At 74.5% G+C, this 21,933-nt stretch carries 16 protein-coding genes; 8 read left to right on the forward strand and 8 right to left on the reverse strand.

The annotated features are described in order from the left end of the window. Nucleotides 1-93 precede the first annotated feature (93 nt). On the forward strand, nt 94-1,665 hold the full coding sequence (locus ACFWB8_RS20715) for a carboxylesterase/lipase family protein (protein WP_385228802.1): 1,572 nt from the start codon (nt 94-96) through the stop codon (nt 1,663-1,665). On the opposite strand, the gene ACFWB8_RS20720 is transcribed toward ACFWB8_RS20715, so the two are convergent. From ACFWB8_RS20720 to ACFWB8_RS20745, 6 genes are read right to left on the reverse strand one after another with little or no spacing between them, the layout of a single operon-like run. After that, on the reverse strand, nt 1,662-2,750 hold the full coding sequence (locus ACFWB8_RS20720; protein ID WP_385228805.1) for a DUF2330 domain-containing protein: 1,089 nt from the start codon (nt 2,748-2,750) through the stop codon (nt 1,662-1,664). The two genes, ACFWB8_RS20715 and ACFWB8_RS20720, sit on opposite strands and share 4 nt — an antisense overlap. Beyond that, entirely contained in the window at nt 2,747-3,454 is a 708-nt protein-coding gene (locus ACFWB8_RS20725; RefSeq protein ID WP_385228807.1) for an HAD family hydrolase, read from the reverse strand. The genes ACFWB8_RS20720 and ACFWB8_RS20725 overlap by 4 nt, the downstream gene beginning before the upstream one ends. Beyond that, nucleotides 3,451-4,545 (reverse strand): ABC transporter ATP-binding protein, encoded by a 1,095-nt coding sequence (locus tag ACFWB8_RS20730; RefSeq protein ID WP_385228810.1) that lies wholly within the window; start codon nt 4,543-4,545, stop codon nt 3,451-3,453. Before ACFWB8_RS20730 ends, ACFWB8_RS20725 begins: the two co-directional genes overlap by 4 nt. A 5-nt stretch (nt 4,546-4,550) precedes the next feature. Beyond that, a complete protein-coding gene (locus ACFWB8_RS20735; RefSeq protein WP_385228942.1) occupies nt 4,551-5,423 on the reverse strand; it encodes an ABC transporter permease in 873 nt (290 codons plus the stop codon). A 41-nt stretch (nt 5,424-5,464) separates the two neighbouring features. Continuing rightward, nucleotides 5,465-6,376, reverse strand: coding sequence for an ABC transporter permease (locus ACFWB8_RS20740; protein WP_385228813.1), 912 nt, complete (start codon nt 6,374-6,376; stop codon nt 5,465-5,467). Then, the gene (locus tag ACFWB8_RS20745) at nt 6,376-7,545 is read right to left on the reverse strand and encodes an ABC transporter substrate-binding protein (protein ID WP_385228816.1); all 1,170 of its coding nucleotides are present in this window, start codon (nt 7,543-7,545) and stop codon (nt 6,376-6,378) included. Before ACFWB8_RS20745 ends, ACFWB8_RS20740 begins: the two co-directional genes overlap by 1 nt. A gap of 251 nt (nt 7,546-7,796) precedes the next feature. Between ACFWB8_RS20745 and ACFWB8_RS20750 the strand changes: the two genes are divergently transcribed. Next, nucleotides 7,797-8,543 carry a GntR family transcriptional regulator gene (locus ACFWB8_RS20750; RefSeq protein ID WP_385228819.1) on the forward strand — a complete coding sequence of 249 codons (747 nt, stop codon included), beginning with the start codon at nt 7,797-7,799 and terminating at the stop codon, nt 8,541-8,543. Here ACFWB8_RS20750 and ACFWB8_RS20755 read toward each other — a convergent pair. Continuing rightward, nucleotides 8,540-9,409, reverse strand: a complete 870-nt coding sequence (locus ACFWB8_RS20755; protein ID WP_385228822.1) for an NAD-dependent epimerase/dehydratase family protein — start codon at nt 9,407-9,409, stop codon at nt 8,540-8,542. The genes ACFWB8_RS20750 and ACFWB8_RS20755 overlap by 4 nt on opposite strands. A gap of 72 nt (nt 9,410-9,481) precedes the next feature. Between ACFWB8_RS20755 and ACFWB8_RS20760 the strand changes: the two genes are divergently transcribed. Next, entirely contained in the window at nt 9,482-10,366 is an 885-nt protein-coding gene (locus ACFWB8_RS20760) for a LysR family transcriptional regulator (protein WP_385228825.1), read from the forward strand. Beyond that, complete coding sequence (locus tag ACFWB8_RS20765) at nt 10,363-11,928, forward strand: hypothetical protein (protein WP_385228828.1); 1,566 nt, start codon at nt 10,363-10,365, stop codon at nt 11,926-11,928. The genes ACFWB8_RS20760 and ACFWB8_RS20765 overlap by 4 nt, the downstream gene beginning before the upstream one ends. Here ACFWB8_RS20765 and ACFWB8_RS20770 read toward each other — a convergent pair. Beyond that, nucleotides 11,918-12,571 (reverse strand): hypothetical protein, encoded by a 654-nt coding sequence (locus tag ACFWB8_RS20770; protein ID WP_385228831.1) that lies wholly within the window; start codon nt 12,569-12,571, stop codon nt 11,918-11,920. The two genes, ACFWB8_RS20765 and ACFWB8_RS20770, sit on opposite strands and share 11 nt — an antisense overlap. A 272-nt stretch (nt 12,572-12,843) precedes the next feature. Between ACFWB8_RS20770 and ACFWB8_RS20775 the strand changes: the two genes are divergently transcribed. From ACFWB8_RS20775 to ACFWB8_RS20790, 4 genes are all read left to right on the forward strand, one after another. Continuing rightward, complete coding sequence (locus ACFWB8_RS20775) at nt 12,844-16,200, forward strand: FtsX-like permease family protein (RefSeq protein ID WP_385228834.1); 3,357 nt, start codon at nt 12,844-12,846, stop codon at nt 16,198-16,200. Next, complete coding sequence (locus tag ACFWB8_RS20780) at nt 16,197-18,983, forward strand: hypothetical protein (RefSeq protein WP_385228837.1); 2,787 nt, start codon at nt 16,197-16,199, stop codon at nt 18,981-18,983. Before ACFWB8_RS20775 ends, ACFWB8_RS20780 begins: the two co-directional genes overlap by 4 nt. Further along, complete coding sequence (locus ACFWB8_RS20785; RefSeq protein ID WP_385228840.1) at nt 18,980-19,930, forward strand: ABC transporter ATP-binding protein; 951 nt, start codon at nt 18,980-18,982, stop codon at nt 19,928-19,930. Before ACFWB8_RS20780 ends, ACFWB8_RS20785 begins: the two co-directional genes overlap by 4 nt. A gap of 521 nt (nt 19,931-20,451) precedes the next feature. After that, nucleotides 20,452-21,933 carry a condensation domain-containing protein gene (locus ACFWB8_RS20790; protein WP_385228843.1) on the forward strand — a complete coding sequence of 494 codons (1,482 nt, stop codon included), beginning with the start codon at nt 20,452-20,454 and terminating at the stop codon, nt 21,931-21,933.

Consider the following 21,933-nt stretch of genomic DNA (forward strand, 5'->3'; position numbering starts at 1 on the left):
GGGCGGGAGCACGCACCGGCTCCGCCCCGGCCCGCCACTACCCCAGGACGACTGATGAAGCGGTTCACATCAGCAAGACCCCTGCTCGGTAAGGTGCTTGCCCTGAGAGCACTGACAGCCCTGACGGCCCTTGCCGCACTGCTCGCACCGGCGGCCCCCGCCGCCGCCTCGCCCGGCAGCCCACCCCGCCCCCAGGTCACCCTCACCCAGGGCACGCTCCGCGGCCAAATGCACGACGGGGCAGAGGAGTTCCTGGGCGTCCCGTACGCTGCTCCCCCGGTCGGGGAGTCCCGACTGCGTGCGCCGCGACCGCCGCAGCGGTGGAGCGGGGCGCGCGAGGCGACCCGACAGGCGCCCGCGTGCCTGCAGTTCTCGCCCTTCGGGCTGGGGGATCCGCAGGCCGTCAGCGAGGACTGCCTCTACCTGGACGTGTACCGGCCGCGCACCGCGCACACCGGAGCCCGGCTGCCGGTGATCGTGTGGCTGCACGGCGGCGCGTACAGCCAGGGCACCGGAACGCAGTTCGGCGGCCGCACGATGGCCGATCTCACCGGCAGCGTGGTGGTCAGCATCAACTACCGCCTGGGGCAGCTCGGTTACCTGGGTCTGCCCGAGCTCGCCGGGGAGAACGAGCGGCGCTCCGGCTCCTTCGGGCTGATGGACCAGGTCGCGGCGCTGCGCTGGACCCGGGAGAACATCGGCGCCTTCGGCGGCAACCCCGACAGCGTGACGGTGTCCGGGCAGTCCGCGGGCAGCGGTTCCGTCTGCGCGCTACTGGCCGCCCCGTCGGCCGCGGGCCTGTTCCACCGGGCCGTACTGCAGAGCGGTCCGTGCACGCTGCTGCGTACGCCGGACAGCGCGCGGGCCGCGACCGAGGCGCGGGCCTTCGCCGCCCGGGCGGGGTGCGCCGAGCCGGCCGCGGTGGCGGCCTGTCTGCGTGCCGCGACGGGTCCGGCGCTGGCCGAGGCGGCCCGTACGCTGCCCACCTCGGGTCCGGCGTCGGGCGACGGGCTGCTGCCGCTCGATCCGGCCGCCGCCATCGGGGCCGGGACCTGGAACAAGGTGCCGGTCCTGATCGGGAGCACCCGCTCGGAGGCGCGGATGTTCGTCGCGCTGTCGCAGCCGTACCTCACGGCGGACGAGTACACCGCGCAGGTCCTGGCGGGTTATGGCACTTCGGGGTCGCAGGTGCTGGCCCGCTATCCGCTCTCCGCCTACGGATCGCCGTACCTGGCGATGTCGGCCGTCATGACGGACTCGGCCTTCGCCTGCCACACCGCGTGGACGGCGCAGCTGTTCGCCGCACAAGTACCCACGTTCGCCTACGAGTTCGACGACCCTGACTCGCCGACGCTGGCCGGTGCGCAGGTGCCCGGCCTGGACGAGTCCAACGCGCACAGCGCCGAGCTGGCCTATCTGCACGACTTCACGATGGGCGAGCGCCCGCTGACCGCGGCGCAGAGCGCACTGGGCACCCGGATGAAGCGGTACTGGGGTGCCTTCGCCCGCTTCGGTACGCCGGTGGTGCCGGGGCAGACCCGGTGGCCGGCGACCGGCGTCCTGGGTACGGTCCTCACCCTCAACCCCGGTGCGACGCAGCCGAGTTCGACGTTCGCGGCGGACCACCAGTGCGGCTTCTGGGCGGCTCAGGCCCGGCCCGCCTAGACAGAGGCAGCGGCAGCGGCTCGGTTCCGCCGCCGTGCGCGCAGGCCCACGAACAGCGCCGTCGCGGCCGCCGCGGCGGCGCCGGCCACCGTCAGGAGCCAGACCGGGATGCCGCCCGCGACGGCTCGCAGCTCGTCGTGGTAGATGGCGCGGCGGTACGGGACGTCGGATGCCGCGGCCCGGAGCACGTGGTCGCCGTCGATGCGGCCCGGCTCCGGGAACTCCTGCTCGATGGCGGTGAGATAGGCCGGTTCGCCGCCGGTGAGGCCGGCCAGGGCGCTGTCCTTCGGGGTGACGGTTCCGGCGAAGGTCACCTTCGGGTCGGCGCCGCCGATCGGGGAGGCGGGCTGCATGCGGTGGTCGGCCAGGACGTACAGGCGCAGGGACTGGGGTGTCTTGGCGAGCCGGGACAGCCGCATCGGGTAGACCAGCCGGTCGCTGTCGAAGCGGATCCGCAGCGGGTCGAGGTGGCCCTGGAGCTTCTTGCCCTGCCGGCGCGGGGCGAGGCGGACGGCGACGTACTCCCACTTCTGGTCCACGTAGGGCTTCAGTTCGGTGGCGAGGCCGTCGGGCAGCTTGAAGCCGTTGCTCTCCAGCCAGTTCCGCAGCGCGTCGGGGTCGGTCGCGGTCAGCCGGGCGACGTCGAAGTCGCCGAGCTGCTCGCGGCCGACGACGTCGACCGAGGCCCCCGCGCCGGGCGCCGGGGCCCCGGCCATGTCCCTGGAGTGGGAGGAGAAGGGCCAGTCGTCCTCACGCGGCCAGAAGTAGTGGCGGGCCTTCTCCTCGGGCCGGGTCAGCGAGGCGAGTTCACCGAACATGGCCCCGTCGGCGAGTTCCACGCTCGCCCGCCCGGGGACGGGCATGATCCAGGCCGCCCGGGCCGCGTCCCCCCGGACGGTGAACCTCATCACGATCTGTTCCGCACGGCCGTCCCAGCGCACGACGGATGTCTCCTGCTCGACCCCGATCCGGGAGTGGCCCTCGGGGATCATCGCCCCGCAGCCACAGGCGTACGCCGGGCTGATCAGGGAGCCCAGCTGCGTCGTGAGCAGGGCGAACAGCAGAACCAGAATTCTTCGCTTCATCCACACGGGTGCTCAGACGGAGGCCGGCGCGATCCGGTTCCGGTGCTGAGGCATGCCCGCAGGAGTTCCGGAGTGACCTCCTCCAGGGACTGCGCGAAGGTGCGTACGCGGGTTGCCGGGACGGCCAGGAGCGACGGGACCACCAGCACCCCGCACCCGGCGGCCTCCGCGGAGGCGGCGCCGTCCGGGGAGTCCTCCACCGCCACGCACGCCCGCGGCTCGAGGCCGAGGCGGCCCGCCGCGGAGCGGTAGGGGTCCGGGTGCGGTTTGGTGAGCTCCGTGTCGTCCGCGGACAGGGTGAAGGCGAAGGGGACATGGGCCAGGGAGCCGCCGACCACCGAGTCCACGACCACCCGCGGCGAGGCGCTGACCAGGGCGAAGGGGACGCCCTGCGCGTGGAGGGCGGTCAGCAGCCGGTCGGCGCCGGGCCGCATCGGCGCGCCCGCCTCCACACGGCGGAAGAAGTTTCCGGTCAGCGCCGCCGCCACCTCGTACGGGTCTCCCCCTCCCGAGACCCGGACGAGGTGGGCGGCGGTGTCCTCGACGGCACGGCCGACGACCTCGGGCGCGTCCGCCTCGCCGAGCCGGTGGCCGAGGCTGAGCGCGACCTCGCCGGTGGTGCGCCACCACAGCACCTCGGTGTCGACGAGGGTGCCGTCCATGTCGAACAGGACGGCGCCGAGGCCGTCGGCCGGCCCGGTCACGCGGAGCCGGCCACGACGAGGACGGGGCGTTCGGCGAGGCTCACGGTCGCCCGCGTGCCGGGGGCCAGGTCGTGGGCGTCCCGTGACGGCAGGTCGGCCTTGACCGTCCGGCCGCCGGCCAGGTCCAGGTGGAGCCGGGTCACGGCGCCGAAGAAGGACGCCGAGACGACGGTGGCCGTGCCCGCGGCGTCGGCCGCGACGGTGATGTTCTCGGGGCGGACGAGGACCTCCACGTCGGGGGTGGCCGGCACCGGGCCGTCCACGGGCAGCCGGGTTCCGGCCACCTCCACCAGGCCGGTGTCGGTGAGCCGGCCGGGGAGCCGGTTCATGGTGCCGACGAACTCGGCGACGAACGGTGTCGCGGGCCGCTCGTACAGTTCGGCGGGGGCGGCGCACTGCTCCAGCTTCCCGGCGTTCAGGACCGCGACCCGGTCGGCCATCGACAGGGCCTCCTCCTGGTCGTGCGTGACGAACACGGTGGTGATCCCGAGGGAGAGCTGGAGCCTGCGGATCTCCTCGCGCAGGTTGGCCCGTACCTTGGCGTCGAGCGCCGACAGCGGCTCGTCGAGCAGCAGGACGCGCGGGCGCAGGGCCAGGGCGCGGGCGAGGGCGACGCGCTGCTGCTGGCCGCCGGACATCTGGTGCGGGTAGCGGTCGCCGTGCTCGGGCAAGCCGACCAGGTCGAGCAGTTCGGCGGCCCGCTCACGGCGCTGCGCGGCGGGCACCTTGCGCACGCGCAGGCCGAAGGCGACGTTGTCGCGGGCGCTGAGGTTCGGGAAGAGGCTGTACGACTGGAAGACCATGCCGGCGTCGCGGCGGTTGGCCGGCACGCGGGTGATGTCCTCGCCGTCGACCAGGACTTCGCCGGAGTCGGGCTGTTCGAAGCCGGCGACGACGCGCAGGGCGGTGGTCTTGCCGCAGCCCGACGGCCCGAGCAGGGCGACGAGCTCGCCGGGCTCGATGGCGAGGTCGAGGCCGTCCAGGGCGGTGGTGGAGCCGAACGCCCGTCGCAGGCCGCGGAATTCGACGCGCGCGCCCGCCGGGGCGGCCGTATCCGCCGGCTTCCTCGCCGCGGGAAGGGTGGTGGACATGAGGGTCAGGACTCCTTGCGGGAGGTACGGGAGGTACGGGAGGCTGCGGGGGCTGAGGCGACCGTGGACGGGTTGGTCCCGGCCCGCGAGAGGAGGAGCAGGAGCAGCCAGGTGATGAGGAGGCTGAGGATGGAGACGGCGACCGACATCCGGGCCTGTGCTCCGGAGATCGAGACGATCCACACGGCGAAGGGCTGGAAGCCGAGCAGCGAGGCGATGGTGAACTCGCCGAGGACCAGGGCCAGGGTGAGGAAGGCGGCTGCGGCGAGCGAGGCCCGCAGGTTGGGGATCAGCACGCGCAGGACGACGTACGGCCAGCTCGCGCCACAGCTGCGGGCGGCCTCGACCAGGGTCGGCACGTCGACCGCGCGCAGGCCGGCGTCGAGCGAGCGGTGGACGAAGGGCAGTGCCAGCACGGTGTACGCGAGGACCAGGACGACGGGGAAGTCCTCGTTCTGGACGGCCAGGAAGGTCTGGTAGAGCGGGGTCCGCGAGAGGTGGTCGGGGCCCCAGCGCAACACGGTGGTGATGCCGGTGACCAGGGCGATGGGCGGCACCACCAGCGGCAGCATGCACACCACCTCGACGACGGGGCGCAGCCGGGGCGATCCGATGCGTACGGCGATCAGCGCGGGCACCGCGAGGAGCAGGGAGGCCGCGATGGTCGCGGCGGCCAGGCCGAGCGAGAGCAGCAGGCTCCGGGTGAAGCCGTCGGCGGCGAGGAGCTCGGTGTACGCCTCGAAGGTGGTCCCCCGGCCGGGCACGTGCACGGTGAAGACGAAGGAGGCGGCGAGCGGCAGGAGGAAGTACGTGCCGGCGAGGGCGAGTACGGCTCCGCGCCATACCCGGGGGCGGGGGCGCGGCCGGCGCGCGGTCATCCGTACCGCGGTGGCTTCCTCGGTCGTGTCCACGGTCGGGGTCATCGCAGCCATCGGGCGCTCCGTCGCTGGAGGGGCAGGTAGACCGCCATGACCAGGCCGGCGATCACGATCATGTCGAGGCCGAGGGCGAGCGCCACGTTCTCCTGGCCGGTGAGTACGTTGCCCGACAGCGCGTCCGCGATCTTGAGGGTGACCAGCGGGACCGAGCCGCCGACGAGCGCGGCGGCGGTGGCGTGGGCGGCGAAGGCGGTGCCGAAGAGGAGCACGAACCCGCCGAGGAGGGAGGGCGCGAGCACGGGCAGCCCGACGTGGCGCCAGAACTGCCAGGTGGTGGCCCCGTTGTTCTGGGCGGCTTCGCGCCATTGCGGGCGCAGGCCGTCCAGGGCGGGGACGATGACCAGCACCATCAGCGGGGTCAGGAAGTAGAGGTAGACCACGGCGAGGCCGGTGAAGGAGTAGAGGTTCCAGCCGAGGTCGGTGAGGTCGGCGAGCTGCGTGAGGACTCCGGAGATGCCGGCGGTGGCGATGAACGCGAACGCGAGCGGGACCCCGCCGAAGTTGGCGAGGACGCCCGAGGCGCTCAGCGCCGCTCCGCGCAGGGCCTGGGAGCGGGAGGTGACCACGGCCTGCGCGACGAGTACGCCGAGCACGCCGCCGATCAGGGCGGTGAGGGCGGAGAGCTGGACGCTGCCGATGAGGGAGCCGAGGTAGGGGCCCTGGAGGGAGCGTGCGAGGTGCTCGCCGGTCAGCCGGGTGGCGCCGGTCGAGGTGTCGGTGCGGGTGACCGCGCCGAAGGCGATGGCGCCGAGCGGGATGCCGAAGCAGAGCCCGGTGAAGGTGAGGAGGGGGAGGACGGCGAGCCAGGTGCGCGGGCCGCTCCGCCGGCGGCGGGTGGTTCCGCCGCCGCCGGCGGTCCCCGTCGGGTGGGGGGTGGTGGTGGGGGCAGACATCAGCTGAGGGCCTTGTCCCACTTCTCGGCGAGGGTGGCCTTGGCCTTGTCGAGCTCGGTGGAAGCCGGGAAGGACGGCGTGCCGGTGACCTGCGGGAGCTTGGTGACGGCTGCCTTGTCGACGGTGCCGTCCTGGGTCATGGCGGGGAGCAGGACCGGGCGGGCGTGGCCCGCCAGCCACAGGTTCTGGCCCTCGGCGCTGTAGAGGAATTCCATCCACAGGCGGGCGGCCGCCGGGTTCGGGGCCTCCTTGTTGATCGCCTGGGAGTAGAACTGCGCGTAGACGCCGTCGGTGGGGACGGCCACCTTCCAGTCGACTCCCTTGCCCTTGAACTGCTCGGCGTAGCCGGCGTTCAGGTAGTCCCAGTCGATGGATATGGGCGTCTCGCCCTTCTCGACGGTGGCCGGGGTGGACTCGACGGGGATGAAGTTCCCGCTCTTCTTCAGCTGCCCGAAGAAGTCGATGCCCGGCTGGATGTCGGCGAAGGAGCCCTTGTTGGCGAGGGCGGCAGCGTAGACGCCACCGAAGGCCGAACCCGACTTGGTGGGGTTGCCGTTGAGGGCGACCTTGCCCTTGTACTCGGGCTTCGCCAGGTCGGCGAAGGACGTCGGGCAGTTGGGGATGCGGGCGGCGTCGCAGCCGATGGAGACGTAACCGCCGTAGTCGTTGTACCAGCGGCCGTCCGCGTCCTTCTGGGAGTCCGGGATCTTGTCCCAGGCGGTGACCTTGTACGGGGCGAAGAGGTTCTCGGCGGCGCCGCTGCGGGCGAAGGCGATGCCCAGGTCCAGGACGTCGGGGGCGCGCTTTTGGCCCTTGCGGGACTTGACCGCGGCGATCTCGTCGGAGCTGGAGGCGTCCGGGTTCTCGCTGCTGACCTTGATCTTGGGGTACTTGGCCTGGAAGGCCTTGACGATCGCGCCGTAGTTCGCCCAGTCCGGGGGCAGCGCGATCACGTTGAGGGCGCCCTCCTTCTCGGCGGCGGCGACGAGGCCGGCCGGGCCCGCGAAGTCGGCGACCGAGGCCGCGGCGCCCGGCTGGACCTTGTTCTTGCCGTCGGCGGCGGCCGAGCCGGCGGGCTGGTCGGGTGCGGCGCCGCACGCGCTGAGCGTGGTGAGCACGGCGGCACTGAGCAGGACGGCCGCACCGCGACGGGCGGGGGATCTGAGCACGGTCTCTCCCGGAGACTGGAACAAAGGAGGGGTTCACTTGTCTGAACAAGTTGGCTCCAGTTCGCCCGGGCCCGCTGTACGGACGGTGAACGGCGGCCGTCCGGCGGAGCACGTCTCGACGAAATCGATCGATTGACCGAAAGAGGTCGTGACAACGGGCCCTGAATGATCAAGGTGAGGGGTACGGGCGACCCGCCGGCCGACCCGCTGGCTAAGGTGACCGACAGACGATGATCAAGGGGGCGCACAGGATGGCGACGGTCCGGTACGTGGAGATCGCCGAGGCGCTGCGCACAGCGATCCTGAGCGGCGAGTACCCGGTGGGTGCCCGGCTCCCCTCGGAGAGCGACCTGGCCGCGCGCTGGTCCGCCTCGCGCGGGACCGTCCGTCAGGCGGTGGCGACGCTCGCGGCCGAGGGGCTGATCGGGTCCCGGCAGGGCGCCCGCCGGATCGTGTTGCGCCAGGAGCGGCGGCACAGCTTCGGCGAACTCAACAGCTTCGCCCAGTGGGCCGAGGGGGTCGGGCACGAGGTCCGCAGCACCTTCCTGTCCCGCACCCGCCGCCCCGCCACGGCGGAGGAGGCGCAGCGCCTGGCACTCCCGCCGGGCACGGAAGTCCTCGCCGTGCTGCGGCTGCGGCTGCTCGACGGGGAGCCGACCATGGTGGAGCGGACCGCGTACGCCGACTGGGTCGCGGCGGCGGTCGAGGCGATGCCGGAGGACTGCCGCTCCGTCATGGACGCTCTGGCCGAAAGCTCGGGGATCGTCGCCCATTACGGCGAACACCTCATCGACGCCCTTGCGGCGGGCAGCGAGGACGCCCGGCTGCTGGGGATCCGGCGCGGCAGCCCGCTGCTGCGCCAGCGGCACGTGTCGGCGACGGTTTCGGGCCGGCCGATCGAGTGGTCCGACGACCGCTACCTGGCGGGCAGCGTCACCTTCAGCGTCAGCAACTCGGCGGTGACGACGCCCCTGGAGCGACGCGCGGGCGACCGCTAGGGCTGTGGCCCGGCCGAAGCCCCGTCAGACGCGGCCGCCGTCTCGGCGATGGCCCCGGGGAGCCAGTCCGCGATCCGGCCGAAGTCGAAACCCAGGGCCGCGGCCCGGCCGTTGTCCAGGGCGTAGGCCCGGTCGAAGGAGAACGGCGAGGCCGCGGCGCCCTTTTCGACCACCCGGTACCGCGGCCGCCGGCCGACCCCCGCGCCGACGAGCTCGCACAGCTCCCGTACGTCCGGCGCTCCGTGGGAGGCGGCGTCGACCGCGCCGGTGAAGGTCTGCTCCGCCGCCCAGTGCAGGAAGCGCGCGATCTCCCGGTGGTGGATGAAGGAGGTCGGGTGCGGGGCTTGGTGTACGTCCACCGGCAGTCCGGCCCCGATCCGCTCGACGTAGTGCGCGAGGCGCCCCGTGAACTCCTCCCGGCCGCCGCCCAGGACGTGCGCGGTCCGGACGGTGGCGAACTCGAAGGGCGGGGTCCCGCCGGGGTGCCCGCCCAGGAACACCGCCTCGGCCCGCCGCTTGCCCTCGGCGTAGCGCAGGGCGTCGGGGGTCGGCGGCGCCGGGTCGTACACCTCCATCGTGGAGGTCATCACGTACCTCGGGGTGCGCCCGGCGAAAACGCGGCGGGCGATCTCCGCCTGGCGGGGGGTGTAGCAGACCTGGTCGATGACCACGTCGAAGGTGCGGGCGCCCAGCGCGGTGCGGAGCTGTGCCTCGTCGTCGCGGTCGGCGACGAGGCGGCCGACGCCGCCCGGGGGCGCGGACCGGCCCCGGTTGAGCACGCTCACCTCGTGCCCGGCCTCAGCCAGCCGTCTGACCAGCAGTTTCCCGAAGTACCGGCTGCCGCCGATGACAAGAATTCTCTTCATGGCTCCGACACTGCCGCTGTATCGTCCCCCAGCGGTACTGATCAGATACTGATCCCGTCGTAAGGAAAACTGATGATCGATGTGCAGGGTTTGCGGATCCTGCGGGCGGTGGCGGAGCACGGCAGCTTCAACAAGGCGGCCGGAGCGCTGCTCCTGACCCCCTCGGCCGTCTCCCAGCAGATCGCCTCGCTGGAGCGCAGCCTCGGCCACCCGGTCGCGGTGCGCTCCACGCGCGGGGTCACCCTCACCGAGCCGGGCCTGCTGCTGGTGGAGGCGGCGGAGACGATCTCCGCCGAACTGGACCAGGTCCGCCACGAGATCGACCGGATCACCGCCGGGCGGCCGCGGTTGACGATCGCCACCTTCGTCAGCGGGGGCAGGCACCTGCTGCCGCGGGCGCTGTCCCGGTTCGTGGCCGCGCAGCCGGACGTGGAGCTGACGGTGGTGGAGGCCGAGCCGGAGGCCGCCGTGCCGATGGTGCGCGGCGGCGCGGCCGATCTCGCGCTGACGTACCACTTCGACGGGCCGCTGCCGCTGCGGGCGGGTCTGGACTGGCTGCCGCTGATGGACGATCCGCTGTGGCTGGTGCTGCCGGCCGGACACCGCCTGGCCGGGCGCCCCGCCGTCAGCCTCACCGAACTCGCCGGTGAGCGCTGGGTGCTCGGCTGCCTGAAGACCGAGGCGTACCTGCGCCGGTACGCCTCGCTCGCCGGGTTCGAGCTCCGGGTGGCGGCCTCCACCTCGGACTACTTCTTCGCGCAGAGCCTGGTCGCGGCGGGCGTCGGGGTGGCGCTGATCCCGCAGGTCTCCCTGGAGCCGGCCGGGGCGCTGACCGCCGTACGGGTCGAACCCCCTCGCCCCGCCCGGTACATCGGGTTGCTCTGCCCGCGCCGGCGCCGCCCGCGGCCCTACGCCGAGGCGCTGGCCGAGGCCCTGACCGCGGCGGTGGAGCGGTGAGCCACCTGCTGTGCGGCCTCGCCGCCAACCCCGCCCTGCCGCCCGAGCTCGTCGACCGGCTGGTCGCGCGCGCGGTCTCGGCGACGGCCGCGGACCCCGACGACGATATCGCCGCCGATCTCGCCTACGCGCTCTCGGAGCGCACGGACCTCACCCCTGCCCAGGTCCTCGCGCTGTCCGCACACGACGAGTACGCGGCGCTGCGCCTCGCCCGCGGGGGCCTGCTGACCGCCGCCGACGTGGATCCGGTGGCCCGGCCCCGGCTGGCACTCGTCCTGCTCGACGAGCGTGCGGGGCCTGCGGAATGGGCCCGGCTGCTGGCCGCCCACCCGGACGGGGAAGTCCGGTGGACGCTGGCCTCCGCCCCCGGCCTGCCGCTCGATGTGGCGCAGAGCCTCGCGGCCGACCCGGACATCGATGTGGTCGCCGAGCTGGCGCTGTGGACGGATGCTCCCGAGGTCGCCGCGCGCCTCGCCGTGCACCCGCACGCCGAGGTCCGGAGGAAGGCCGCCTCCAACGAGGCCACGCCGCCTGCCGCCCTGGCGGCGCTGATCACCGGCGAGGGACTCGCTCCGGCCGAGTCGTGCCGTGTCTGCGACCGCGAGGAGGTCCCGTTCACGCACGACCCCCTCTGCACGCTGCCGGACTGGGGACTGTTCGGCGACGAAGCCTGCGCCGGCGGGCACGAGTCCACCGTGCGCGACATGCTGCACACGGCCGCGGAGAACCGGGCCACCCCGCCCGGGGCCGCGGCCCTGCTCGCCGGCCACCCGTCGATGCGGATACGCCGGGCCCTCGCCGAACGGGCCGATCTGCCCGCGTCGTTGTACGCCCGGCTCGCCGAGGACTCCCATCCCGCGGTCCGGCAGGCAGTCGTGGCCAATCCCGCCATCGACGAGCCGCTGATCCGCGCCCTCGCCGCCGCCGACGACGACCGGGACATCGACCGCTCCGCCCTGGCACGGCATCCGCGGGTCCCGCTCGACGTGCTCGCGCACCTGGCCCGCACGGTGCGGATCCGCCCCGAGCCGCTGCCGCGGATCGAAGCCGCCTCCCCCGAGGAACTCGCCGAGCTGGCCGCGTCCCCGCATGCGGCCGTACGGATGCTCGCGGCCCGCCGGCGCGACCTTCCGGCAGAGGTGCGCGACGCCCTGGCCGCCGACCCGGACGCGGCGGTGCTGAAGACCATCGCCCCGCACCCGGGCATCACCGAGGACCGGCTGCGCGCGATGGTCGCGCGGCACGGCGTACGGGTGCTCGTGAAGGTGGCGTCAAATCCGGATGCCTCGGCGGCCCTGCTGGCGGATCTGGCCCGGCACGATCCCCCCGTGCGGCGGGCCTTCCGCGAGATCGCCTCCCATCCGAACGCGACGGTGCAGGCGCTCCTGCCGTGCCTGGCCGTCGAGGAGACCCGGGCGCGGGCCGCCGGCCACCCGGCCCTGCCCCCGTCGGTCCTCGTCGGCCTGCTGACCGGCGAGGACCATGCGGCGGCGGAGGCCGCGGCGGCCAACCCCGCCCTTCCGCGCCCGGTGATGGAGGAGCTGATCGCCCCTAGGGCGTGACCGGCGCCGGGGTGACGTCGGCCTTCCCCACCAGGGCCTGGAGGGGGGCGCCCTCCTTGATGGTCACGGGGATGCCGCCGGTCGCCTTCTCCAACTGCTTCCTGAACTCGCGCGAGGCGACGCCCTCGGCGGAGGAGGTCACCTCCAGTCCCGTGGCGCCCCGGCCCGCGGAGCAGGTGTGGATCGGGAAGGCGGGTTCGAGCGCCATCACCTTTTCCATCGCGGCGCTGAGGGCCCGTCGCGTGTACGGGCTCAGGTACAAGTCGGCCCGGGCGGGGTCGGCTTGCGGATCCGCCTCGTGCGCCGCGGCCACCAGGAGGCGGCCCCGGGCGAGGTCGGTGACGCACACGGCCACCCGGCCGGCGGGGTGGTCGGTGATGTGGGTGGAGTAGACGTCGGCGAAGGCGCCCCGCCCCTGCCCGCCGACGGCTTGAGAAAGCCTGTTTCCCTCCGGGGTGTTGGCCGGGGTGCCGTCGATCAGCGTCGGCGGGGTCTGCGGGGTGCCGGGGTCCGTCACCGGGCACGGTTCGGGCGAGCCCACCCCGGCGGTCCCGACGGTCCCGGTCATCGCGCGCCCGGACGGATCCCCCTTCGTCGCGGTGCCGCAGCCGGTGAGCAGTACGGCGGCGGTCATGGCGGCCATGCACGCGAACTGAGCTGTGGTTCTACGCATATTACGCGTCCCCCCTCGAAATCCGGTGCTGGTGCGGTCGGCACGTGTGGGACGCGCGGGTCCGCCCGCCGGTTCCCTCGGCGCGAGGCACGTGCCGTCCGAAACGGCTCTCTTGCGGAACCGTGCCACCGACTTGTCCAACCGGTTGTACCGGTCACTCACATCCCTTCCCCTACTCGTTCGAATCTGACAGCATCGTCCGCTATCCGGTGCCAGTGGTCCGGACGGGGAGGGAACGGCACATGCTCGGCTTCGTCGTGCGCCGGCTGCGCGGGCGATTGCCGCTCGCCGCCGTCGTACTGCTCACCGTACTGATCACCACCACGGTGCTCACCGCACTGTTCGCTTTCACCCGTGGCGTGGGCGAGGCCGGACTGCGCCAGGCGCTCCAGGACCCGGCGGGCCGGGCGCGCAGCACCGTCATGGTCACCGGCGGGCATCCGGTGGCCGCCCGCGGCAAGGACGACGAGGCCGTACGGGCGCTGGCGCGCGAGCTGTTCGGGCAGCTGCCGGTCGGCGTCGAGAGCGTGGCGCGCAGCCGCTCGTACGGGCTGCCCGGTGCGCGCACTCCCGGCAGGGACGCGGACCTCACCCTGCTGGCCGCCTTCGACCACGAGCGGGTACGCCTCCTCGCGGGCCGGTGGCCGCAGCCCGCCGGCGCCCCCGCCAGCCCGAACGGTTCCGGCGGCCCCGTCCAGGTGGCGGCTCCGAAGACGGCCCTGGCCCGGCTCGGGCTCACCGAGGGGACGCTGCCGGCCGAGGTCCGCCTCGACGACCGTTACGGCGGTGCCCCGTTCACCGTGCAGGTGACCGGGGTCTACCAGTCGGCCGAACCCGACTCCCCGTACTGGCGGCTCGACCCGCTGGGCGGGCGGGAACTCCAGGTCGGCAGCTTCACCACGTACGGGCCGCTGCTCGTGGACGACTCCGCGTTCACGGCCGGCGGGGTGCCGCAGAACGACCGCGCCCTGCTCATCACGCCCGACTTCGCCGCCGTGACCAGCGCGGACGCCGAAGCCGTCCTGGCCCGGGCGCCCGGCACGACCGTACGCTTCCAGCAGACCACCCAACTCCAGGTGCGGAGCGAACTCCCGGCGCTGCTGCGCGAGTTGGAATCGGGGCAGACCGTGGCCCGGTCCACCCTGCTGGTCGGAGCCCTACAACTGGCCGTCCTCGCGTCGGCCGCGCTGCTGCTCGTCGCCCGCCTGCTGACCGACCGCCAGGAGGGCGAGCGCGTACTGCTCACCGCGCGCGGCGCCTCCCGCCGCCGGCTCGGGGCCCTCGCCGCGGCCGAATCGCTGCTGCTCGCGATGCCCGCGGCGGTCCTCGCCCCGCTGCTGACCCCGCCACTGCTGCGCCTGCTCGGCCGGTTCGGCCCGTTGGCCCGGGTGCCGATGGACACGTCGATGACCTGGACCCTCTGGCCGGTGGCGGCCGGCTGCGCCCTCGGGTGCGTCGCGCTGACCACGCTGCCCGCGGTCCCGCTCGGTGCCGCGGGCGCCGCCCTGCGGCGTACCGGCCGCCGCCAGGCCCTCGTCGCGGGAGCCGCCCGCTCCGGCGCCGACCTGGCGCTGGTGGTACTGGCCGTCCTCGCCTACCAGCAGCTCTCCCACTACAGCGGCGGTCCGCTCGGCACCGGCGCGGAACGCGGCGGCCTGTTCGGCGTCGACCCGGTCCTGGTGGCCGCGCCGACCCTGGCCGTCTGCGCGGGCACCCTGCTGGTGCTGCGGATCCTGCCCTTCGCCGCGCGGCTCGGCGGGCGGATCGCCGCCCGGGGCCGCGGTCTCGGCCCGGCGCTCGTCGGCTGGCAGCTCGCCCGCAGGCCGCGACGGGCCACCGGACCCGTGCTGCTGCTGGTGCTGGCCGTCTCCAGCGGGGTCCTCGCCCTAGGCCAGCAGTCCGGCTGGTCGGCGTCCCAGCGCGACCAGGCGGACTTCGCCACCGCCGGCGGCCTGCGGATATCCGGCAGCGAACTGCCCTCGATGGGGCGCGGGGGCCGGTACGGGACGCTGCCCGGCGGCGAGCGGGTGATCCCCGTGATCCGCGCCCAGCAGGAGCTGCCGGGCGGCCGGCCCGGGCAGGTGCTCGCGCTGGACGCCCGCGGCGTCGCCGAACGGGTCCCGCTGCGGGCCGACCTGCGCGACGGCCGTGCGATGCGCGAGCTGTTCGCCCCGCTCGCGCCGGGCGCGTCGAACGGCTCGGACCCGAACGCCACGGACCCGAACGGCATCGTGCTGCCGGGGCGGCCGCAGCGCATCGACCTCGACCTGAACGTACGGCCCACCGGCGCGGGCGGCCGGCCGCGCCTCGGGCTGCTGCTGCGCGACCGGTTCGGCCTGACGTACCGGACTCCGATGCTCCAGCTCCCCGAGAACGGCGACGCCGTCGTCTCCGCGAACGTCGGCGCACTGGTCGGCGCCCCGCTCGGTTCGGCCGCCACCCCGCTGAGCATCGCCGGGCTCGTGTTCACGTACGAGCACGACAGGCTGTATGACGAGGGGCCGGAGCCCGGCACCGGGTCGGAGCCGGGCGGTCCCCCGCCCGTCGACGCGGCCAAGGCCTACGACGAGCTGACGGTACGCCGCATCTCCGTCGCCGAAACGCCCGGGGCCGCGGCCATCCCCGTCCCCTCCCCCGCGCCCGCCTGGCAGCTGAACGCCCCGCCGCTCACCGACGGCACCAAGCCCGCCGAACTGCTCGCACCCCAGGCCGGGGCCGCGGAGTTGCTGCGGCTGCGCTACCGGGACGGCGCCGGCGGCGTCGGCGGCGTACAGCTCGGGCTGACCCCCGGCGGCGCCGTCGCCGCCGAGGTGCCCGGGATCGCGACCCGCGCCTACCTGACCGCCGTCGGCGCGGCCGTGGGCGACGTGGTGCCCGTCCCGCTGGGCGGGGCCTCCGTGCCGGTACGGATCACGGCCGCGGTGGGCTCGCTCCCGGTCGCGGGCGACACCGCACTGGCCGTCGATCTGGCCACCGCCGGGCGGGTGTTGGCGGCCGGGGGCGGGCGGGAGCTGCCCCCCGCCGGCGAATGGTGGCTGCCGGCCGCCTCCGCCGGTGACACCGCCCCGGCACGTGCCGCCGCCGCACTGCGCTCCGCCGGGGGGACCCAGCAGGTGCAACTGCGCGAGGAGGTGGCCGCCGCGCTGCTGGACGATCCGCTCAGCGCCGGACCGCAGAGCGCGCTGGCCGCCCTGGCCGCCGCCTGCGCGGTGCTGGCCGCGATCGGCTTCGCGGCCTCCGCCGCGGCGGCCGGGCGGGAGCGGGCCCGGGAGTTCGCGGTGCTGCTGGTGCTGGGGGCGCCCCGCCGGGGCCTGGCCCGCAGCGCTGCCGTGGAGGGCTGCCTACTGGTGGGTCTGGCCACCACCGTCGGGCTGGGTCTGGGCGCGGCCGTCGTCCACCTGGTGGTCCCGCTGATGGTGCTGACGCCCGCCGCGGGCCGCCCCGTACCCGAGGTGCTGGTGGACCTGCCGGTCGTCGGCACGCTGCTGCTGACGGCGGCCATCGCCACGGCGCCGCTGCTGTCGGCGGTCCTGGGCGGCCGCCGCAACCGGACCGTCCGGAACGCGGCCGCCCGGCTGCGGCACGTGGAGGACATGTGAGCATCCAGAGCCCGACCACGCCGACGCCCTCGGACGGGTCCGGGCCCGGGCCCGGGGAAACGCGGGCCGCCGCCGGCCGCCCGCCCGCGCCGGCCGCGCCCTGGGTGCGGACCCGGCTGCGTGCCACACCGGCGCCCGCCCTGCTCGGCGCGGCCCTGGCCTTCGTCGCCGTGCTGCTGGCCGCCGCCCTGCCGCGCGCCCTGGACCGGGGCAACGACCAGGCCCTGCACGCGTTCCTGCACGCCCGTGGCCCCGGCCCGACCAGCCTGATCGCCACGTCCACGGCCCGGTACGGGGAACAGACCCCGCAGGACCTGGACGCCGTACTGGCCACGCTGCGCTCACGCATCGGCCCCGGCTTCACCCTGGCCGCCAGCGGCCCGGTCCACGGCACCCAGGCGGTCAAGGCGCGCCAGCTCGAGAACCCGGAACTGGCACGCCCCGAGGGCATCCCGCCCCAACTCAGCCTGGTGCACCTGCGCGAGGCCGCCGCCCACACCCGGCTGGTGGCCGGGCAGTGGCCGGGCGCCGGCACACCTGACGGGCCGGTGCCGATCGCGCTGTCCCAGAGCGCGGCGCAGACCCTCGGCGTCCGGGTCGGCACGGTGCTGAACTCCACCCCCACCGCTGCCGGACCGGCCACCGCGGAGGTCGTCGGCCTCTACACCGCCGTCGACGACGACGACGTGTACTGGACCGACCTGCCCTGCCTCACCCACGCCTGCCTGGCCCGCACCGCCACGAAGGTGCCGCAGACGTTCTGGCAGACCGCGGCTCTGGTGGGGACCGAGCGGCTCGACCGGCTCGCACCGTGGGGCGAGGGAGCCACGGACTTCTGGCGGCTGCCGGTGGACATCGACGCGCTGCGCGCCGACCGGCTGCCGGCCACGTCCAAGGAGCTCGCCGCGTACCTCACCGGCCCGACGGCCACGCGGCTGACCCGGGACACCCACCGCCCCGGTCTGCGCATCACCTCGCGCCTGCCGGACCTGTTCACCCAGGCCCGGGCCCGGCAGCAGGCCGCCGCGCCGCTCGCCGCGATCGGCCCGGCCGGGGTCGCCGGCGTGGCCGCCGTGGTGTTCTGCCTGGCCGCCGCGCTCAGCGGGGACCGGCGCGAGGGCGAGCTGCGGCTGCTGCTGGCCCGCGGCGGATCGCGCCGCTCCATCGTGGGACGGCTGCTCGGGGAGGGAGCCGTCACCGTACTGCCGGCCGCCGTGCTCGCGACGGGGCTCGCCGTGGCGCTGCTGGCGACGCCGCGGCTGACCGCCACCCTGCTCGCGGCGAGCGCTGCCACCCTCCTGGCCCTGCTGGCGTTCCCCGTGCGGGCGTTCGTGCTGCTGTCGGCGCCGCGCGGGCCCAGTCCCCGGCGCCGCCTCGTCGGCGAGCTGCTCGTCCTCGCCACGACGGTGGCGGCCGTCCTGGAGGTGCGCGGGCGCGGGGTCGCTCCGGCCGGAGCCGGGATCGATCCGCTGCTGGTCGCCGCCCCGCTGCTGCTCGCGCTGTGCGGCGGCCTGCTCCTGGCCCGGCTCCAGCCCGCCCTGGTGGGAGCCTTGGCCAGAGTCGCGGGGCGCGGCCGGGCGCTGATCGGCTTCCTCGGCCTGGCCCGCGCCGCACGGGGCGCCGGCGGTCGGGTCCGGCCGTCGGTGCTGCCGCTGGTGGCGCTGCTGCTCGCGGTGACCATCGGCGGGTTCGGGTCCACCGTGCTGGCGGGTGTGGACACGGCGCGGCTGGAGGTGGCCCGGCAGGCCGTAGGCGGCGACGCCCAGATCGCCGCGCCGTCCGAGGCCGTGGTCCCGGAAGAACTGGCCGAGGCCGCCGCCGCGCTGCCCGGCGTACGGACGACGTCGAGCGTATGGCTCGACGACGGCGCCTACCTCTTCGACGCCGACCGGGGCTACCTCGATGTCAACGTCGTCGTCGTCGATCCCGCCTCCTACGCGGAGGTGGCCCGGGTGGTGGGGCGCGGCGGGTTCGACCCGGCCGTGCTCGCGGGCGGCCCCGCGGGCGCCCCGGTGCCGGCTCTGTTCAGCCGCGACCTCGCCGGACGCAGACCCTCCGGCACCTACCAGCTGCGGCTGAGCAACGGCGGGGAGCTCCAGGTCACGTCCGCCGGAACGGTCGACGGCACGCCCGCGCTGTCGGGCGGCACCGCCACCCTGGTGCTCCCGGCCGGCCCGGTCACCGCCGCGGTGCCGCAGACCGCGCGGCCCAACCGGTGGTTCGCGCTCGGTGACTTCGACCAGGAGCAGTTGAGCGAGCTGGTCCGGGCGAAGGCCCCGGCCGCGAACGCCTCGCAGTATCTGGTGCGCACGAGCTCGGCCAAGGTCGCCGAACTCGCCGCGGATCCGCTGCAGCGGTCGGCCGGGCGGCTGTTCTGGGCTGCCGTGGCCGGCGTCGCGGGGTTCGCGCTGCTGTCCGTACTGCTCACCCTGCTGCGGGCGGCACCCGAACGGGCCGCGCTGCTGGCCCGGTTGCGCACGATGGGGCTGCGGCCCCGGCAGGGCGTCCTGCTGATCCTGGCCGAGTCGCTGCCGCAGGCGGTGGCCGCCGCGCTCGGCGGCGGTCTCGTCGCGGCGGCCGCGGTCGCCCTGCTGGGTCCGGCGGTGGACCTTTCGACCCTGGTCGGCGCGCCGGTGCCGACCGGTCTGCGGCTCCTCGTGCGGCCCGTGCTGACCCAGGCGCTGGGCCTGGCCGTCCTGGTCGCCGCGGCCGTGCTCGTGGAGGCGGCGATATCCGGCAGGCGACAGATCACCACCGAGTTGAGAGCGGGAGACCAGCGGTGAACAGCGAGCAGCCGACGTACGAGGAGCTGCGGCAGCAGGCGCTGGCCGCCGCCGAACCGCGCAGGCACGGGGCGGACACGGCCATCGCCTGTGACCGCCTCGTACGCATCTTCAGCACGGCGGGGGTGGAGGTCCAGGCCTTGCAGGGTCTGGAACTGACGGTGGCCCAGGGGGACCTGATGGCCCTGGTCGGGGCCTCGGGCAGCGGCAAGTCCACCCTGCTGAACATCCTGGCGGGGCTGGACGTGCCGACGGCCGGCGCGGCGAGCGTCGGCGGCTACGACCTGCTGGAGATGTCCGCGCGGGACCGGCTGCGCTACCGCCGGGAGGCGGTGGGCTTCGTCTGGCAGCAGACGGCGCGCAACCTGATGCCGTTCCTGACGGCGGCGCAGAACATCTCGCTCCCGATGCAGCTGAAGGGCGGCGGGCGCGGCGCGGCCAAGCGGCACGCGGCCCGCACCGGTGAGCTGCTGGAGGCCCTGGAGATCGGGGATCTCGCCGAGCGGCGCCCGGCCGAGCTCTCGGGCGGCCAGCAGCAGCGCGTCGCCATAGCCGTGGCCATGGCGAACGATCCGGCGGTGCTGCTCGCCGACGAGCCCACGGGCGAGCTGGACTCCGAGACCGGGTCGGCGGTCTTCGAGGCCTTCCGGACCGTCAACCGGGAACTGGGCGCGACGGTGGTCATCGTGACCCACGACCCGCTCGTGGCCGGGGAGGTCCGCCGTACGGTGGCGATGCGCGACGGCCGCACGAGCACCGAGGTACTGCGCCGCACGGTCACCGACGAGCACGGCGAGGAGTCGGTGAGCGAACGCGAGTACGTCATGCTGGACCGCACCGGCCGCGTCCAGCTCCCGCAGAAGTTCCTGGAAGCCCTGGGCATGGAACACCGCGTCGCGGTCGACCTCGCCCCGGACCACATCGAGCTGCGCCCGGACGAGCACTAGGAAGTCGGGCATGGCGGTGGCCGGCGGTGGCCGGCGGCAGGGTGATCGAGTCGCGGGGTGCCGGGGCTGGTCAACGGCATCCTGTACAAGGCGATGTACCACAGCAACGGCCTGGAGCCGGTGGACGAGCTGGTCCGCCGGTACGCGCTCGCCCTCGAGGTCGAGCCGATCTCCGACCACCCGATCTCCGACCACCCGATGCCCGGCCAGGTGGCGGCCCTGTGTGCGGCGTCCGTCTGCGGCACCCCCGCTGGCCGCCACGTTCCCCCCGCACCCGGACCAACGGCCCTACGAGGCAGCCGAATTCCGTGCCTTCCTGACCCGTCTGGCCGACGAACTCGCATCCCACCGCCCCTGGCCCCAGGCTCGCCCCCCGCGGGCCGAACCCCGCCGCCCCAGGATCCACCGGCTGCTCGCCCCCTCCTCCCCCGCCGGTGAACCGGCTGGTGGGCGCCGTCACTTCCGTGGGGCGGGTGTCGTTAGGGGCTGGGGGTTGACTCGGGGGGCGAAGGGATGACGGAATGCGGCAGTTTCCTCTGGAGATGCACCACATGGCGCCCGGGCGGGTCGTCGAGTGGCGGTTGCGGTCCACGGCGGCGCAGGCCCCCGGTCCGGACGATGAGCCGGACAGGCGGGCGTCCTTCAACCAGGACAAGCACTTCACCGTCGCCGAGGAGAGCCGCGCGGCCGATGACCCCGTCGCGTCGTGGATCGCGGTCACCTTCGAGGTCTGCGGGGCGCTCGACGAGAACGCCCTGACCCGGTCGCTGCTTGCCTTCGTGCAGCGGCACGAGGTGCTGCGGTGCGAGTTCCGCCGGCTCGCCGGGGAGCTGGCGTGCGCGCCCATCGCCCCCGACGGACTCGCCCTCGACACCGTGCCGGTGGCCGCCTTCGAAACCTCCGAGGCACTGAAGTACTTCCTGATCGAGCGGTTCAAGCGGAGCATCGACACCCTGTCGTGGCCGCTGTTCACGATGGGCGCCGTCCTCCGGGAGGATTCCGCGACCGTGTACCTGGCCTTCGACCACATCGTGTGCGACGGCCTGTCGATGCCGATCGTGGTCCAGGAGGTCCAGAGCGCCTACGAGGCCGTGTGCCGCGGCGAGGAGCCGCTCGCGGAACCCGCGCCGAGCTATCTCGACTTCGCCGAGGAGCAGCGCCGCCGCTACCTGTCCATCGACGCCGGCGACGACCGCCTCGCCTATTGGAAGTCGTTCATCGCGCGCGGCGGCGGCGAGTTCTTCCCGCGCTTCCCGCTCGAACTGGGCGTGGAGCCGGGCCGGATGTACCCGATCGTCAACGAGGCCTCGCCGCTGCTGGACGCCGGCGAGGCCGAGGTGTTCGAGAAGGCCTGCCTGGCGGTCGACGGCAAGGCGTTCATGGGGGTGCTCGCCGCCGTCGCCGTGTGCCTGCGCGAGGCGGGCGGGCCGGGTGTGTACCGCGGCTTCATGCCGGTCAGCGAGCGCGGCCGGGCCTCGTGGACGGGATCGGTCGGCTGGTTCGTCAACACCATGCCCATCGAGTTCGACGCCTCGCCGGGCCGGGACTTCGCCCAGGTCATGGCCGCCGTGCGGGCCGGCTTCGGCGAGATGATCGGCCATATCGACGTACCGTTCGTCCGGGCCTGGGAGCTGCTGGCGCCCGAGGAGTTCGCCGCCCGCTCCTGGCCCTACCCGGTGAACTTCTTCTCGTACATCGACATGCGCAAGTGTCCGGGCGCCGAGCGCCACGAGGACTGGCGGCCCTCCACCCACGTGTGGTCGGCGCGCGCCAACGGTGCCTGCTCCTGGTTCCAGCGGGACGCGGACGGGCTGCACATGAACTCCATCTACGTGGACACCCCCGTCGCCCGCCGCACCATGGACGACTTCCAGGAGGCGCTGCGGCTCACGGTCCGCGAGATCGCCCGCCACGGCTCGCTGCGCCGCCCCATCGCGCTGACCGCGCCGCGCCGGCCCGCGCGCACCCCCCTCGACGTGACGGCGTACGGCCGTCGCACCTGA

It is taken from the genome of Streptomyces sp. NPDC060031 (assembly GCF_042736805.1).
In the GTDB taxonomy this organism is placed as follows: domain Bacteria; phylum Actinomycetota; class Actinomycetes; order Streptomycetales; family Streptomycetaceae; genus Streptomyces.